A 16,488-nucleotide genomic window follows, 5' to 3' on the forward strand; every position below is an offset into this window, starting at 1 on the left:
GATAAAAAAGAAGATAAAAAAGAAGATAAAAAAGAAGATAAAAAAGAAGATAAAAAAGAAGATAAAAAAGAAGATAAAAAAGAAGATAAAAAAGAAGATAAAAAAGAAGATAAAAAAGAAGATAAAAAAGAAGATAAAAAAACTCCGGCGCAAAAAGAGCTTTTTGTGCTTGATGTTAAAAAATTAGATAATGGTATCTTGCTTGATTTAAGTGAAAAAATCAGCCAAAAAGACATTAAAAACTTTACTCTTAAAGGTGATAAGAATTTTCGTTATGTTGCAGATTTTGATGGAATTTTAAAAGGACCTAAGAGAACTTTTGAATTTAAAGATTTTGATATTATCGTGTCGCAATTTAACCCAACAAGTATGCGTTTGGTCTTAAGCTCAAAAAAAGAATTAAAGATCAAAATAGAGCTTAAAGATCAAAGTCTTTTTATGGGGCTTGAAAAAGTAGAAAAAAAAGAAGAACCCAAACCTATAGTTAAAAAGCAAAATGAAGTTAAAAAAACAGAAGCAAAAAAAGAAGTTATTAAAAAAGAGCCTTTATATATTTTAAAATCAAGTAAAGATAAAAACGGTGTTAGTTTAAAATTAAACAATGATATTGATATTGAAGATATTAAAATTAATTCTTTTAAAGATGGTAAAACATATCGTTCTATTGTGAGTTTTGAAGCCATTCTAGAAGGTGATAGAAAAAAAATTGATATTAACAAAAATCAATTTATTACAATAGTGCAGTTTAATAAAACCACAGTAAGAGTTGTTTTAAATTCCACTAGTGATTTTAAAGCTAGTCTTGATTTGGACGATGATGAGTTGTTTATAGGTTTTGAAAAAAAGATTAAAAAAGCATCGACAAAAACTACCTCTAAAACAACAAAAGTTACTATTAAAAAGTCAGGTAAAATCATAGTGATTGACCCAGGTCATGGAGGTAAAGATCCAGGTACTTTGGGTGATAAGGGAGTTAGAGAAAAAGATGTGGTTTTAAGTGTGGCCTTAAAACTTGGAAATGAACTAAAAAAAAGAGGATATAGAATTTATTACACAAGAAGTACGGATAAATTTATAAACTTAAGAGATAGAACTTCTATGGCTAATGAAAAAATGGCAGATTTATTTATTTCTATCCATGCAAATGCAGCTCCAAATAAACAAAGAGCTAAAACTCTTGAAGGTATTGAAACTTTCTTTTTGTCGCCTGCAAGAAGCGAAAGAAGTAAAAAGGCTGCTGAACTAGAAAATCAATCCGATTTCGAAGAGATGAATTATTTTTCTAAGCAAACCTTTTTAAATTTTTTAAACCGTGAAAAAATCGTTGCTTCAAATAAATTGGCTATTGATGTACAAAAAAGTATTTTGAGCAATGTAAGAAAAAAATATAAAGTTGTTGATGGCGGGGTTAGAGAAGCTCCTTTTTGGGTTTTAGTGGGTGCACAAATGCCTGCTATATTGATTGAGACAGGTTATATTAGTCATCCTGGTGAAAGAAATAGATTAACAAATAAGAATTTTCAAGAATTATTAGCTATTGGTATTACTAATGGTATAGAGAGTTATTTTTATAAAAATCAATGAAAAAAGCAAATATTATCATTAAAAACAATGCGCCTTTTTCTTTAGATTTTGATGATTATTATTTTAATTCTAGCGATGGTTTAAGCGAGAGTGAATTTATCTATACTAATGCTTTTGAATTTCAAGCAAAACAAACTATCATTGCAGAACTTGGTTTTGGTATTGGCTTAAATTTTTTCCTTACTTTAAAGCGTTTTATAAAAGAAAAAAAAGAGAATCAAAGACTATTTTATCTTAGTTTTGAAAATTTTTATATAGAAAAAGATAAATTAAGAGAAATTTATAAAAACCTTGGTTTTTATGAGGAATTTAAAGAGTTTTTAGAGCAGTTTTTAAAATTTTATCCCCCATGTAGAGATGGAGTTTATAGATTTTATTTTCAAGATTGTTTTTTAGATTTGGTATTTGGTGATGCTAAAGAAAAGTTGCAAAATTTAGATTTTAAAGCTGATGTTTGGTATTTAGATGGTTTTGCACCTGCTAAAAACCAAGAGATGTTTGATGAGGATGTTATAAACAAAGTTGCTAAAAATTCAAAAATAAGTACCAAGATTTTAACTTTTTCTTCCGCAAGCGTTTTAAAAAAAGCTTTGATTAATAATAATTTTCAAGTGCAAAAGATCAAAGGTTTTAGAAAAAGAGAAATGATACAAGCTGTTTTTAATGGCCTTAGTTTTGAAGATAAATTTGCTTATTTTAACACTCCAAGTTTAAAAAAAGAGATTCAAAAAATAGCTATAATTGGAGCAGGTATAGCTGGAGCGAGTATAGCTTATGAGCTTTCTTTAAGAAATATTCAAGTAGATGTTTTTGAAAAAGAAAATTCATTAGGTAAAGGTGCTTCTGGAAATATCAATGGAATTTTAAGTTCTTTGATTTTAAAACCAGATGTTTTACTGGGCGAGTTTTCACAATATGCTTTTTTAGAGGCAAGTAGATTTTATAGGCAAATTTTAAATTTAACTCCACAAGGGGTTTATGAATTTGCTCATAATGAGCTTATGCAAGAGCGTTTTAATAGTCAAAAAGATAATGTTTTATTTGAAATTATCAATAATCAAGCTTTTTTAAAAGATGGAGCATGTATAAGTCCACAAAAAGTAGTAAAAGAGCTTTTTAAAAAAAGTAAAGCTAATGTTTTTTTTGAGTATGAATTTAAAGATTATTCTTATGAAAATGAAAAGTTTTCTTTGCAATTTAAAAATCAAAAAAAATTAAAAGATTATGATGTGTTAATTTATGCTCAAGGTGCTGGTGTTAAGCAATTTTTAGAGTATAAATATATGAAATTAAGCAGTGTTAGAGGTCAATGTACTCACTTAAAACCATTTTTAAAAAATATTCATGCTCTATCTTCAAAAGGTTATATTTGCCCTATCAATGAAGAATTAAATTTGCAACTTATTGGTGCAAGTTATAATAGGCTCAATCAAGATACAACGCTTTTGAAAAACGATGATTTGCAAAATATTGAAAATATAAAAGAGTTTTTACATGATGAAAATTTAAAAATTATGGGTGGAAAAGTAGGATTTAGATCATATTCTAGTGATAGATTTGCTATAATAGGTCAAGCCTATGATGAAAATTTTTATATGCAAAATTACAAAGCACTTTTATGGCATAAAAATAAAAGTCAAGTAGCACCAAATGAATTTATTCCTTTGTATTTTTCTATCGCTCATGGATCCAGAGCTTTTGCTAGTGCTATTATTGGAGCTAGAATGCTTAGTGCATTAATCTTTGATGAGCCAAAAATAGAAAAAGATTTTTTGCACGCTACTCATCCTGCAAGATTTTTAATACGTCAATTAAAAAAAGGAAAACAATAATTTTATTTTCGCTTTATTTTTAAAAATATAATTATATATTTAATTTAAAAATACGGGGGGGGGAGCAGGTGCAAAAAAATCAACCTACAAAAAATGAAAAATTCTTTAATGATGGACAAATTATTATCTCAAAAACCGACAAAATTGGTAGAATAATATATTGCAATAGAAATTTTATCCTACTTTCGGGATATAAAGAATTTGAGCTTTTAGGGAAACCTCATAATATCGTGCGTCATCCTGATATGCCAAAGGTTGTTTTTGAAATTCTTTGGGAGGGTATAAAAAATAAAAAAGAAGTTATTGCTTACGTAAAAAATTTATCCAAAGATGGATCTTTTTATTGGGTTTTGGCCTTTATTACGCCTTCATTTGACGCTAGTGGCGAGATAGTTGGTTATCACTCTATGCGCTTAAATCCCAGAAGGGAAGCTGTTGAAAAAATAGAAAAAATATATAAAGAGCTATTGCTAGAAGAACAAAAAGGTGGGAAGAAAGCATCAAGAAAGATGTTAGATGAAATTTTAAGCCAAAAGGGGATGAGTTATGAAGAATTGGTTTTATCAATATAATATTAATCAATTTGTGAATTATTTTGCTTTATTTTTATTTTGTTTGATGGCTGTATTGGAAATAATGGAAGGTAAAACATTTGGCTTTGTTTTTTGTGTTTTAGGAACTTCTATAGTGTTATTTGGTATTGCTAGTGCTTATTATAGAAATAAAGAAGTTTTAAGATCTACTCAAGTATTGAATGAACTTGCAAAAGGTAATTTGGAAGCAAGAATTACACATATACCTTTTGAAAAATCTGGTGTAGGACAATTAAGTTGGGTTGTGAATGATTTAGCAGATCAAATAGAAGCTTTTAATAGAGAAATTCTTAATGCGATTTTAGCTGTGAAAGAGCAAAGATTTTATAGAAAAGCAAGATTAGAAGGTTTAATGGGTGCTTTTGCTTATAATGCTAAAATTATTAATGAGGCGACTTTGGAAATAGAAAAAACTCAAAACTTATCTGTAAAAAGCGTTATAGTGGAAAATGTTTCTAAGGATATGTCTAATTCTTTGCAAAAAGAATTGGCGCTTATTAATACAAAGTTGAATGAAACTGCAAATATTATGCATGAGGTGTATGATCAAGCAAATGATATTTCCATCCATTCTTCTAAAAGTGCAAAAAATGCAGAAATAATTTCAAGTGATTTGGGTAATTTGGGTGTAAATATAGGGCAAATTCATACTTTAATGGATACTTTTTCTCAACAAATTAATAGTGTTTCTTCTTTTATAGGTATTATTGAAGATATTACAGAGCAAACTAATCTTTTAGCGTTAAATGCTGCTATTGAGGCTGCGCGTGCAGGAGAGCATGGAAGAGGTTTTGCTGTTGTGGCTGATGAAGTTAGAACTTTGGCTGAAAAAACTCAAGTTGCAGCTAAGGAAATTTCTACGATGATAAATACTCTCATAGAACAAATGGGCAATATTAAAGAAATAACCAATGAAGCTTATGAGGTTGCTAAAAATTCTAATTCGAGTTTAGAAGAATTTCAGGAAGTTTTTACTGGAGTTGATAAAAAGGCTAAAATTTTACTAGATGAAATTTCTAAAACAAGTATGGATACTAATAAAATTTTACTTTATTTGGAATGTTGTTTAAAAACATATTTGGCTTGTTCTTGTGTGATTAATTCTAAAGTAGAATATATAGAAGATAAAAATTTGGCTAAATTTGATTCTAAAGATAATATTTTCATTTTAAATAAAGATTTAAATTCTTATATAGAAGGATTATTTAATTATATAAAAAATGATCAGCTTGTTAAAGAGGAAAGAAAAATTTATGCTCATATTAAGCAAATTCAAGATATAAATGAAAGGATGATAAGCGAAATAGAATATAAAAAGCATATATAAATAAGAGGTTGAGTGAAAAAATACATTTTTTTAAGCTGTATATGCATAAATGCATTTGCTTTAAATTTAGAGGAAAGTTTAAGTGAGGGCGAAGCCAACATTACTAAAAAACAAAAAGCAAATACAGTTTCTAAACAGGTATTTTTTCAAAAGCCACAAGAATATCAAACTCAAAATATTGATTTTGAATCCTTTGCTAGTAAGTCTTTGGGGCAGGTTTTAAATTTAAGTTCCAAAGATAAAACAGAAGCAAGTTTGGATTATAATGCTTTAAATGTAAATATTAAAAATATTAATTCTATACTAGATTATGATAATGCTACTTTGCTTTTAGAAAAACAAGCAAGAATAGGGCAATTAGAACAAGCTTATTCTTTGGGTCTTATTAATCGTTATGAATTTGATGAGTTTAATTTTGGCTTTAATTATTTTAATGATCAATATAAAGAAGCTTATACTAAAAATAGTTTTGGCGCTGAATTACAATTTGGTCATTATTTTAAAGCATATGCTAATCACTACAAGATTAAAGAAAACGATAGTGATGATAGTACAGAGCTTGGAGTTGTATTTGATTTACCATATTTGAATGTTTTAAATGTTAATTCTAATATAAAAGAATTGCAAAATCAATATAATATTACTTATTCTCCAATTTCTATTTTAGATTTATCACTTAATTATCAAGATGAAAAAACTAGTGCTAAAGATCAAACAGCAATGTGGGTAAGATTTAGACTAAATTATGAGCAAAGTTTAAGTAAGCAATTTTATAATAGCTTTTACCGTAAAAATAATATAGGCGAATTTAACCGTTATGATTTTGCCACTAGGGCTTATTAATTACTCATAAAACGCGTGATATCATTATAAGTTACAAACACCATTAAACTTAAAAGCAAAGCCATGCCAAAATAACTAAGATATTCAAAACATACTTTTGGTACTTCTTTTTTAAAGATTAATTCATAAAGATTAAAAAGTATATGTCCTCCATCTAGTGCTGGAATAGGAAGTAAATTTAACACTCCAAGATTGATAGAAATTAAAGCTGTGATTAAAAATAAAACCACTATGCTAGTATTTGCTGCTTTGGAGGTTATATCAACCATAGTGATGATTCCACCCATATTTTTAGCATCTAATTCCCCGCTGATGATTTTAGCAAGTCCTTTAAAAATGAGCAAAGAAGCCTCTATGCTTTCTTCATAAGCGTATTTTAAACTACTAATTCCTGGATGATAAATAGTGACAAACTCACTCTTAGGTGCTATACCTATTAATGGTTTTTGAACTTTTTGATAAAACTCATTATAGCCTTGATCAATTTGCGGGACTAGGGTGACGTTGATGAGTTTACCATCACGTTCTATGCTAAGTAAGGTTGGTTTTATATGTACAAGTTTGCCAATTTCTTCAAAGCTTTGAATTTTAACTCCATCTATAGCTAGGATTTTATCTCCAATTTGTAAATTTGCTTTTTGTGCAGCTGAGTTTGGTGCTATATTACCAATAACAGGTGCAAGTTTTTGCACACCTAAAAAACCTATGGCTACATAAAGCAAAAATGCTAGAAAAAAGTTAAAAAATGGTCCTGCAAAAAGTATGTAAATTCTAGCTAGAGGACTTAGAGTGTTATAGCTATTTGGTTCGTAATTTTTTTCACTAGGATTTAAATCATCTTGTCCTTTAAGTTTAACATAACCACCAAAAGGTAGAGCAGATAAGCGGTATTCTGTATTTTTGTAGGTTTTTTTAAAAACAGCTTTTCCAAAACCTATACTAAAAATCTCTACATCAACTCTCATATGTTTTGCGGCTAAAAAATGTCCTAGTTCATGAAAAAAAATTAAAAAAGATATAACCAAAAGTGTTATTAAAAAGCTAAAAGAATAAAATTTAAAGCCAATAGCTAAGATAATAAATAAAAATAAATATGATTTCAAATTATACCTTTTTTAAATGTTTTATATAAGCTAGTATGTATTCAAAAGCTGAATAAAGTGTAAGCACTAAAGCAATAAATAACAATGTATTAGCAAAAGACCATTGCATGATTAAAAATATAATGGCTATCATTTGAAAGGTTGTTTTTATTTTTCCTGCAAAAGAAGCACTTACATCAAATTTTTCACTCACCATAACCACTCGAAAACCGGTTATAAAAAATTCTCTTACTAAAATAATATAAATCATCCAAGGATCAGCTTTTTGGGTAAGCAATAATCCCAAAAAAGCAGCTAAAACAAGCATTTTATCTGCTAGTGGATCTATAATGGCTCCAAGTTTTGTAGTTTGATTCCAAGTTCTTGCAATATAACCATCAAAAAAATCAGTTAAGGCAGCTATACCAAAAACAACACAAGCAAAATAATTTACCCAACTAGGATGAATATTTTCAAAATCATTAATAAGCAAAAAAAACAAAAGTGGAGCTAATAATATCCTTATAAATGCTAAGATATTAGGTAAATTCATTGTTTATTAATCCTTGTGTTTAAAGAAAATACCCCAAAATGGGGTAATGAATCATTTAAAAGTTGTACCACCATCTACGATTAAGGTGTGTCCTGTGATCCAATTTGCTTTATCAGAACATAAAAATAAACATGCTCCTGCTAAATCTTGAGGCTGTCCAATACGGTTTAATGGACTAAGATTGATAGTTGCATTTTTAACTTCTTCATAATTTGTAAATGCTTTAAGTGCGTCAGTGTCAATTGGTCCACCACTTACTACATTGACACGGATGTTTTTAGAACCAAGTTCAGTTGCAGCATATCTTGCCATAGCTTCTACCGCTGCTTTAGCTGTACCGTGTCCTGCATAGTTTTCAATATGTACCAAATTTCCTGTTGAAGAAATAGATAATATACTACCCCCGCCAACTTTTTCCATTCTTTTTGCTGCTTCTTGTGCTCCAACAACAAAAGCATTTACAGTTGCTGTGAAAATATTATTTATTCCACGAGGTTTTAATTTCATAAATTTGGTATATCCACCTACAACGGCACGACCTGAGATAATAGCATTAGAGATGAAAAAATCTATTCTGTCAAAATCTTGATCGATTTTTTCAAATAACTCTTTATAAGTTTCTGGTTCAAGTATGTTAAACTCATAAGCCTTTGCTTTGATTTTATAATTATTTTCTAAATCTTTTACAATTTCTTGAGCTAAATCTGCATTAGAATTATAAGTAAAAGCTACATTAGCTCCTGCTTTTGCAAACTCATATACAATAGCTTTACCAATCCCTCTTGTTCCACCACTAATTACTAAAGTTTTATTTTGAAAAAAAGTATCCATTAAAATCCTTTGATATTATAGTTTTTCATAATCGCTTCTATTTTTGCTAAATTGCAATCACTAGGTTTACAAAGTGGCAAACGATACTCTAAAGTAGGGGTTAAACCTGCTATATACATTGCCGCTTTAATAGGTATAGGATTGCTTTCGCAAAATAAAATTTTATTGATATTATACAACTCATCATTAATTTTTTTAGCTTCAATATATTTTTCTTCTAAAGCTAGATGAGTTAATTTTGAAATCATATCAGGAAGTAAATTTGAAGTAACTGAAATCACACCTTTACCGCCATTTGAAAGTATAGGATAATTAATTGCATCTTCCCCGCTTAAAAGCATTATTCTAGGCTCATGTGCTAGCAAATCAACGCATTTATCAATACTCCCACTAGCTTCTTTTACTCCATAAATATTTTCACAATCTCTAAATAATCTTATAATAGTTTCTGTTTGAAGTTCACAACCTGTTCTTCCTGGCACGTTGTATAAAAGCACAGGTATATCTATACTTTTTGCTATTTCTTTATAATGTAAATACAAACCTTCTTGTGTGGGTTTGTTATAATATGGAGTAACGCTTAAAATTCCATCGGCCCCATGTTCTTGTGCAAATTTAGCCAAACTTACAGCTTCATGTGTAGCATTGCTTCCCGCTCCTGCTAAAACCTTACAAGAACTTCCCTTGCAAGCATCTAAAGCTATTTCTATACAAATTCTATGTTCTTCATGGGTTAAGGTGGCACTTTCTCCGGTTGTTCCAACAGGCACTATTGCATCAATTCCATTTGCTATTTGTCTTTTGATGAGTTTGTGATAAGTTTGTTCGTCTAATTTTCCATTTTTAAATGGAGTTATTAAAGCTGTCATTGCTCCTATGATGATGTTATTGTCCATTTTCACCCCTTTTTAAGATTATTGTAGTGGATTTGTTTTCATTGAAATATTTTCTAGCACAATGAATTAAATCATCTTTGCTTAGATTTTCTATATTTTTTTCATAATCAAGCAAAGGTTTTAAATCACCTTTTGCAAGATAAGATCCATAAATATTTGCAACGCTACTTGCATTGCTTAATGAAAAAATAAAATCACTTTTTACAGTATTTTTGATTTTTTCCATGATAGCATCATCAAATTTAGCATTTTTTACATCTTCAAGAATTTTCAAAAGCTCTTTTTCAACATCTTCTGCTTTTATACCTTCGTTGCAAACACAAATAAATATAAATAAATTCTCATCTATATTTTCACTTGCATAAGCGTAAAATTCATTGATAAGTTCTAATTTATCAATTAAAATTTCACTTATTAAAGAACTTTTTCCATTTCCTAAAAGTTCACTCAATGCGCAAAGTTTTGGCATATCTTCATGATTAAATGCAGGAATTTTGTATGCAAGTGCTAGTAGTTGCGTATCGCTTTCTTTGTGCAAGATCACGCGTTTAGCACCATCTTGTTCAGGTTCTTTTTCATGAACTATAGGGATTTCTTTGGTGTTTTTTATATCTTGAAAATGTTTTTTAGCTAAAGTAAAAACTTCATCTTCATTAATATCGCCACTCACAAGCAAAATAGCATTTTTGGGTTGATAAAAAGTTTGATGAAAATCTTGTATATCTTCTATTTTCCAATTTTGTATATCTTTAAAAAAGCCTATTGGAGTCCAATGATATGGATGATGTAAAAAGGCATGATTGTATAATCTAAAATATAAATATCCTAAAGGATTATTATCAGTTCTCCAACGTCTTTCTTCTAAAACTACATTTCTTTCGGGTTGAAACTCATCATCCTTTAAATTTAAATTACGCATTAATTCAGCAAAAAGCCATAAGGATTTATCTAAATTTTCACTAGAGCATTTTATAAAATAATGCGTATAGTCAAAGCCAGTGCTCGCATTATCTACTCCACCAAAACCTTTAACTATTTCATCAAATTCACCCGCTTTTAAATTTTTCGTACTTTTAAAATTTAAATGTTCAAGCATATGAGCTATGCCACTTTTTCCCATTTTTTCATTTCTTGAACCAACTTTATAAAAAATATCTATACTTATAACCCCACTTTTTTTATTTACAGGTAAAGTATAAATTTCAAGTTCATTTTCAAGGGTGATTTTTTTATAATTAATCATTTAAAATTAACTCCTATAGCTTGACTAATATGATTAAAACCATCTTGTTTTAAAAGCTCAATTAGTCCTTGATTGATATTTTTAACAATGCTTGGTCCTTTAAAAATCATAGCTGTATAAATTTGAACTAAACTAGCTCCATTTTTAATGCGCTCATAAGCAAGTTCGGCACTATCTATACCACCACTTGCTATTAAAATAGTATCTTTATAAATTTCTTTAGCTACTTCTTTAAAAAATGTCGCACTTTTTTGGGTGATTAATCTACCACTAATTCCGCCAAAGGTTCTTGTATTATCAATCAAAGAATAATCTATACTAGTATTTGCCATGATAATACCATCAGCTTTTGCTTTAATTGCACTTTTGCAAAGTGAAATTGCACTATCTATATTCATATCTGGAGCAATTTTTAAAATCACAGGTTTATTTGTAATTTCTTTTGCTTGATTAAATAAGGTGCTTACAAATTCCTCACTTTGTAAATCTCTTAAATTTTTGGTATTTGGAGAGGATATATTAATCACAAATAAATCACACAAATCTTTAAATTCTTTTAATAAAATAATATAATCATTAATAGCTTCTTCATTTGGAGTGATTTTATTTTTGCCTATATTTGCCACTAAAGGTATGCTAAAAGGATAGACTTTTTTTACTTCTTTTGCGATAGCATCTTTACCTTTATTATTAAAACCCATAGCATTTTGAATACTTTCTTGTTCAACAAGTCTAAAAAGTCTAGGTTTTTCGTTGCCACTTTGAGGTTTTGGGGTGAAAGTTCCATATTCTAAAAAGCCAAAACCTAAAGCACTTAGCGGTCTTATCATAGTTGCATTTTTATCAAAGCCACCTGCTAAGCCCACAGGATTATAAAAATTTAAATTAAAAATTTCTTGATTTAAAATTTCATCATTTATTACACAATCTTTTGCAAAAAAACTAAGCCCTCCAGGAAATATACAATCTAGCGTTCGCATGCTAAATTCAGCTAAAGCATGAGCATTTTCTGGATCTAATTTATATATTAAAGGTTTTAAGCTTTCATAAGTCATATTTTTCCTTTTTTACAAAATAGCATATTGTACTAAAAAAATGATAATTCTTAGTTTTCATTTTCTTTGACTTTATCAGTTTTTTGTGCTTTTTGTTTTAATTTTTGATAAATTTCACAATGTTGCATCAAATAAGTATCATTTCCTACAGAAGCTATTTTTCCTTTATCAAGTACAGCGATTTTATCAGCGTTTTCTATGGTGCTAAGTCTATGAGCGATGATAAGTATTAAGCGATCTTTTTTTAAGTTTTCTATAGTTTTTACTATGGCTTTTTCACTTTCATTATCAAGTGCTGAAGTTGCTTCATCAAAAATTAAAATTTGAGGATTTTTGTATAAAGCTCTTGCTATGGCAATGCGTTGTTTTTGCCCACCTGAGAGATTTTTTCCATGCTCTTTTAATTCAGTATGTATACCACCAAGCTCTTGAACAAAATCATAAGCATTAGCTTGTTTTAAAACCTCTATTACACGCGCTTCATCGTATTCTTTAGCATAAGCAATATTTTGAGCTATAGTGTCATTAAATATATAAATATTTTGAGTTACCAAAGAAACATTTTCTCTTAAACTAACAATATCAAAAGAACTAATGTCTTTTTGATTGATTAAAATTTCACCACTATCTTTTTCAAAAAAATACATTAAAAGATTGATAATAGAAGATTTTCCTCCACCACTTGATCCAACTAAGGCTAGAATTTCTCCTTTATTAAAAGAAAAATTTACATCTTTTAATACCTTTTTATCTTTTTGATAGCTTAAAGAGACATTTTTAAAATGAATATTTTGGATATTTTCTGTAAGTTTTTCTTTACCACCTTTAATCTGTGGTTCTAAATCAGTTAAATAAAAAGTTCTCTCGCTAGCTGCTACTGCATTTTGTAATCTTGTATAAAGTGAAGAAAGTCTTTTAATAGGAGTGTAAGCCATAAATAAAGCTGTAGTAAAGCTAAAAAAAGAACCTATACTTAAACTTCCATCGATTACTTCTTTACCACCCACTATAATCACCACAGCAAAACCAATTGAACCCATAGATTCCATTAAAGGGCTACTTAAAGCCTCAATTCTAATGCCTTTTAAGGAAAGTTTACAAACTTCGCTATTAGTTTGGCTGAATTTTTGCATTTCATTTTTACCTGCATTAGATGCTTTAATAAGCTCTATATTAGAAAAGATTTCACTTAATCTTGAAGTAAGATCAGAATTTTTTTCTTGAGTATTGCGTCCTATTTTTTTGATTTTTTTAGCAAAAATAGCAAGAGGGTAAATTGCTAAAGGTAAAATAACTAAAGCAAAAAAAGCAAGTTTTGGACTTTGATAAATAACAACACTTAAAAGTCCAATCGCGGTTAAACTTTCTCTTAAAATTTCAGGTATGATAGTAGAAACTATATTTTGTAAAGCTCCAATATCAGAAGTACACCGGCTGATTAATTCTCCGCTTCTGTATTTATGAAAAAAGCTCATATCTAAGCGTAAAAGATTGCCAAGAACTAATTCTCTTAATCTTCTTAAAATATCTATCCCAACATAAGATATATAATAAACTTGCATATAAGCACCAAGATTTTTTAAAGCATAAATTAAAACAACAAGTAAAGGCATATAATAAAGCAAATCAACATTTTTTTCTATAAAAATTTTATTTAAAATAGGCTCTATGATGTATGCACTAGCAGCTGTGCCACCACTAGTTAAAAGCATGCCAATAATAGCTAAAACAAAATAAAACCAATAATCTTTATAATAAGGCTTAAAGCGAGTAAATACCTCTTTAAGCTTCATTTCTTTGTAATTTTTATCCATTTTTCTCCCATACCACACCATTTGGTGTATCCATTAAAAGAATATTCTCTTTAGCTAAATCATCACGGATTTGATCTGCTAGGGCATAGTTTTTTTCTTGCTTTGCCTTGTTGCGTAGAGTGATTTTTTCTTCTATTTCTTGACATTTTTCTTCACTAATGCCAAATTGAAAATATTTTATAGTATCTATAAAACCTATACCAAAAATAAAAGCAAGTTCTTTTAAAGTTTTTTCTACTTGTATTTTATAAGCTTTGTCTTTTGAGTTTTTATCTAAATAAATATTACTTTCATTGATAAACTCATCAAGTAAAGCCAAGGCTTTAGAGGTATTTAAATCATCATTTAAAACTTCTAAGATATTTTTAGCTACTTCACTTTCTATGGTAGTTTTTTCATCTATAAAAGCATTTAAATTTAAGCGTTTTTTTAAGCGGTAAAATTTATCAAGTCTTTTTTTAGTAGCTTGTAAGTCTTCTAAAGCATAGTTAAAATGTGCTCTATAATGTACGCTTAAAAGATAAAATCTCAAAACCTCTCCACTAAAAAGTTTTAAAGAATCTTTTAGAAAAAAACTATTTCCTAAGCTTTTGCTCATTTTTTCACCATTAATTTGCACAAAGCCATTATGCAGCCAAAAATTAGCCAACTCATGATTGTTTTTACAACGACACTGACAAGCTTCATTTTCATGATGAGGAAAAAGTAAATCTATGCCCCCTGCATGAATATCAAGTTTATCTTTAAAAATACTTTCTATCATCACAACGCATTCTGTGTGCCAACCTGGTCTCCCTTTACCAAAGCTTGCAGGATAAAATTTTTCATCAAATTTCCACAAGACAAAATCGCTATCATTTTTTTTAGCCACACTTTCTTCTAAGCGCGATTGATTATCTTCTAAGTTTCTTTTAGAAATATAAAAGTATTTATCATCCTTGCTGGTATCAAAATAAATTCCATCTTCAAGTTTATAAGCTAGGTTTAACTCTAAAAGCTTTTCTATATAAGCAATCATTTGCTCAATATAAGCTGTAGCCTTTGGTTTAAAATCAGGTTCTAAGATATTAAGCGCTTGCATATCCTCTTCATATCTTTTAATATAAAAATTTGTAATTTCTTCTAAGCTTTTACCACTTTCTTGCATTTTTTTTAAAATTTTATCATCAATATCAGTGTAATTTCTAGCAAAAATTACTTCATAATCACTTGCTAGTAAAACTCTTCTTAAAAAATCAAAACACACACTACTTCTTGCATGTCCTAAATGTGCATCATCATATACAGTAGGCCCGCATAAATAAATATTTGCTTTTTTTGCCTCATGTGGGATAAATTCGCATTTTTTCTTTAAAACACTATCAAAAAAAATCATTAAAATAAGCCTTTAAAAAAATGATAAATTTCAATTAAAAATTGTATTAAAATATCTTTAATTTCAAATAAGCCTAAAGCAAATAAACTTAAAAATACTATACTTATAAGCCAAAATTTAACCCTAAAAATACCCCAAAGATTTTTAAAACCAAATTCTTTAATATTAGCATACAATAAATAAAAAGCACTAATAGATGAGGCGAGTGCAATACCTAAGCTTTTATAAGCTTCTTCTTTGATAAGTAAAATAATCACTATGCTAAAAAATGCTGATATAAAAAGTGTTTTAAAGGCTATTATAGCGGCTATTTTTTGTTTAAATTTAGCATAAAGCCATAAAGAAAAAAGTTTTTGCAAACCAAAAGGTAAAAGTCCTAAAAGATAAGCTTGTAATAAAAATGCAGTGATTTTTGTATCTTCTTGATTAAAATTTCCTCTTTGAAATAAAAACTCCACAATTTCTTTAGCTAAAATAATCCCTACTATACTAGCTAAAATCAAAAGTACGCTTAAATACTCAAAAGCTTTTTGCATAAAAGCTAAGGCTTTTTGTTCTTCATTTGCTTTTAAATGTCTTAGTATTTTTGGGAAGCTTACTTGACTTAGAGCGATTGCAAAAAGAGCTAAAGGAAGCTGAAAAACCCTATTAGAATAATACAAATACGAAATACTTCCGGCCATTAAAAAACTAGCTATAGTAGTATCTAATAATGAACTAATTTGGTTTGCTGAAGAGCCTAAAAGTCCATGGGTAAAAGTAGAGTGAAATTTATCTAAATTAGTCTTTATTTTTTTAAGTTTTATGCTTAAATACATGCTTTTTAAAATTCTAGTATTTTTTAAAGCAAAAATATGCCATATAAGTTGAGCTAGACCGCTTAAAACAGTCGCATATGAAAAATAATACAAAGCCTCTAAAGGCTCATCTTGATTGACAAAAAAACCTGCAATGACAACAAAAAGATTAAAAAATGAAGCAGAAAAAGAAGTGATGAAAAAATTTTGTTTGTAATTTAACAAAGAGCCTAAAAAAGTTACTAAAAAAATAAAAAACAAATACCAAAAATTAATAGAAACTAAAGGCGCGGCTAGGATAATCGTTTCTTTATTAAAGCCAAAGGCGAAAATTTTTGTAAAAAATTCAGCAAAAAAACTTACTAAAACACAGGTTAAAAAAACAATAATGCTAAATTGCAATAAGATATTTATGCAAAAAGCACCTTTTTTACTTGCTTTTAAAAAACTTGGTAAAAAAGCTTGTCCAAAGGCCCCTTCTGCAAAAATTCTTCTAAAAAAAGCAGGCATTTTTAAAGCTACAAAGAAAATATCACTATAAATTCCAGCTCCTAAATATAAAGCTAAAACAATATCTCTTAAAACGCCCATAATCCTAGAAAATAAAATTCCTAAGGCATTGATGATGAAATTTTTAAAAACAATATTTTTTCTCATTAATTT

The 16,488-nt window shown here is 28.5% G+C and carries 14 protein-coding genes; 5 read left to right on the top strand and 9 right to left on the bottom strand.

Annotation, left to right across the window (positions count from 1 at the left end):
* The 5 genes from CAMP5053_RS04780 to CAMP5053_RS04800 form a co-directional block, all read left to right on the top strand.
* Positions 1–1,584 (top strand): N-acetylmuramoyl-L-alanine amidase (locus CAMP5053_RS04780; RefSeq protein ID WP_337217373.1); only part of this gene is annotated, 1,584 nt, incomplete at its 5' end.
* Positions 1,581–3,416: a bifunctional tRNA (5-methylaminomethyl-2-thiouridine)(34)-methyltransferase MnmD/FAD-dependent 5-carboxymethylaminomethyl-2-thiouridine(34) oxidoreductase MnmC gene (gene mnmC, locus CAMP5053_RS04785; RefSeq protein ID WP_337217374.1), complete on the top strand. Its 1,836-nt coding sequence runs from the start codon at positions 1,581–1,583 to the stop codon at positions 3,414–3,416. The genes CAMP5053_RS04780 and mnmC, both read left to right, overlap by 4 nt.
* A 68-nt stretch (positions 3,417–3,484) precedes the next feature.
* Positions 3,485–3,988 carry a PAS domain-containing protein gene (locus CAMP5053_RS04790; RefSeq protein WP_047208186.1) on the top strand — a complete coding sequence of 168 codons (504 nt, stop codon included), beginning with the start codon at positions 3,485–3,487 and terminating at the stop codon, positions 3,986–3,988.
* Positions 3,989–4,538: 550 nt separating this feature from the next.
* Positions 4,539–5,336, top strand: a complete 798-nt coding sequence (locus CAMP5053_RS08655; protein ID WP_261544901.1) for a methyl-accepting chemotaxis protein — start codon at positions 4,539–4,541, stop codon at positions 5,334–5,336.
* A 12-nt stretch (positions 5,337–5,348) separates the two neighbouring features.
* The gene (locus tag CAMP5053_RS04800; protein ID WP_214100063.1) at positions 5,349–6,179 is read left to right on the top strand and encodes an inverse autotransporter beta domain-containing protein; all 831 of its coding nucleotides are present in this window, start codon (positions 5,349–5,351) and stop codon (positions 6,177–6,179) included.
* Here the strand turns inward: CAMP5053_RS04800 and rseP are convergent.
* From rseP to murJ, 9 genes are read right to left on the bottom strand one after another with little or no spacing between them, the layout of a single operon-like run.
* Positions 6,176–7,282, bottom strand: a complete 1,107-nt coding sequence (gene rseP, locus CAMP5053_RS04805) for an RIP metalloprotease RseP (protein ID WP_214126294.1) — start codon at positions 7,280–7,282, stop codon at positions 6,176–6,178. The two genes, CAMP5053_RS04800 and rseP, sit on opposite strands and share 4 nt — an antisense overlap.
* Before the next feature lies 1 nt (position 7,283).
* Complete coding sequence (gene pgsA, locus CAMP5053_RS04810) at positions 7,284–7,814, bottom strand: CDP-diacylglycerol--glycerol-3-phosphate 3-phosphatidyltransferase (RefSeq protein ID WP_257912493.1); 531 nt, start codon at positions 7,812–7,814, stop codon at positions 7,284–7,286.
* 51 nt (positions 7,815–7,865) lie between these two features.
* Positions 7,866–8,645: an enoyl-ACP reductase gene (locus CAMP5053_RS04815; RefSeq protein ID WP_039618024.1), complete on the bottom strand. Its 780-nt coding sequence runs from the start codon at positions 8,643–8,645 to the stop codon at positions 7,866–7,868.
* Positions 8,645–9,541 (bottom strand): 4-hydroxy-tetrahydrodipicolinate synthase, encoded by an 897-nt coding sequence (gene dapA / locus CAMP5053_RS04820; protein WP_087699058.1) that lies wholly within the window; start codon positions 9,539–9,541, stop codon positions 8,645–8,647. Before dapA ends, CAMP5053_RS04815 begins: the two co-directional genes overlap by 1 nt.
* On the bottom strand, positions 9,531–10,784 hold the full coding sequence (locus CAMP5053_RS04825) for a M16 family metallopeptidase (protein WP_337217375.1): 1,254 nt from the start codon (positions 10,782–10,784) through the stop codon (positions 9,531–9,533). The genes dapA and CAMP5053_RS04825 overlap by 11 nt, the downstream gene beginning before the upstream one ends.
* Positions 10,781–11,839 (bottom strand): quinone-dependent dihydroorotate dehydrogenase, encoded by a 1,059-nt coding sequence (locus tag CAMP5053_RS04830; protein WP_337217376.1) that lies wholly within the window; start codon positions 11,837–11,839, stop codon positions 10,781–10,783. The genes CAMP5053_RS04825 and CAMP5053_RS04830 overlap by 4 nt, the downstream gene beginning before the upstream one ends.
* 50 nt (positions 11,840–11,889) lie before the next feature.
* Positions 11,890–13,653 carry an ABC transporter ATP-binding protein gene (locus CAMP5053_RS04835; RefSeq protein WP_337217398.1) on the bottom strand — a complete coding sequence of 588 codons (1,764 nt, stop codon included), beginning with the start codon at positions 13,651–13,653 and terminating at the stop codon, positions 11,890–11,892.
* Entirely contained in the window at positions 13,646–15,028 is a 1,383-nt protein-coding gene (gene cysS / locus CAMP5053_RS04840; protein WP_337217377.1) for a cysteine--tRNA ligase, read from the bottom strand. Before cysS ends, CAMP5053_RS04835 begins: the two co-directional genes overlap by 8 nt.
* Complete coding sequence (murJ, locus tag CAMP5053_RS04845; protein WP_263667507.1) at positions 15,028–16,482, bottom strand: murein biosynthesis integral membrane protein MurJ; 1,455 nt, start codon at positions 16,480–16,482, stop codon at positions 15,028–15,030. The genes cysS and murJ overlap by 1 nt, the downstream gene beginning before the upstream one ends.
* Between the last annotated feature and the right edge of the window lie 6 nt (positions 16,483–16,488).

Origin of the sequence: Campylobacter sp. S4:11, assembly GCF_024723695.1 — a bacterium.
GTDB lineage: Bacteria > Campylobacterota > Campylobacteria > Campylobacterales > Campylobacteraceae > Campylobacter_D > Campylobacter_D jejuni_C.